Here is a 610-nt window from a genome sequence, read left to right as displayed (position 1 = left end):
CTGCCAATTCGGATCGGCGCTGCGCAGCAGGGTCTCGAGTGGCTGCGGCAGGGTGGCCCTGGGCTCGTCCTCATACGCCCGCGGCAGCCAAAGCCGCCATTGCTTGAAGTACAGGCCACGCCGCGCGACGTTGACTCGCCGTCGGGCCGCTTCGCGCAGCGCTTCCATCGGTGCGCTCAACAAGGCGACGCGCCAGTCGGCCTGCGCTGGTCCCAGCGCGGCCCAGAAGATCGCAAACGAGCAGCCGGTGAAGTGAAAGCCTGCAGGCGCCTCCGCGTCGATCAGCACCAGGTCCAAGCACTCATCGATGACATCGAGTCGCGCTCGCCTAGACTGACGCGCAAGCAACTCGACGCCCATCGCCAGATCACCGAAGCGCTCGAGCGCACGGGTACCGGTGGCACCCAACGCAAGCCCCTGATAAGCGGGTAGGGGAACGAGGGCGAGAAAGTCGATCGGGTCCATCCGCCCGCATGGGCTCAGGCCAATGCTGACCTCAGCCGGGTAGCGATTCCAATGCCGCATTCAGCTGATGCCAAGCGCGGTGGTACCTGGCCACGCGCACCAAATCCTTATCGCGCAGGCTCTGCAGGCGCAGCACATCGATATT

1 protein-coding gene is annotated in these 610 nt (G+C 65.4%); it reads right to left on the bottom strand.

The features are described from left to right. Positions 1-465, bottom strand: a 465-nt coding sequence (locus CKO42_RS26855; RefSeq protein WP_207148848.1) for a hypothetical protein, incomplete at its 3' end; no start/stop codon positions are given. Between the last annotated feature and the right edge of the window lie 145 nt (positions 466-610).

This window comes from Lamprobacter modestohalophilus (assembly GCF_016583905.1).
Lineage (GTDB): Bacteria > Pseudomonadota > Gammaproteobacteria > Chromatiales > Chromatiaceae > Lamprobacter > Lamprobacter modestohalophilus.
Note: the sequence above shows the minus strand (reverse complement) of the source record. Positions and strands in the feature narration are given on the sequence as shown.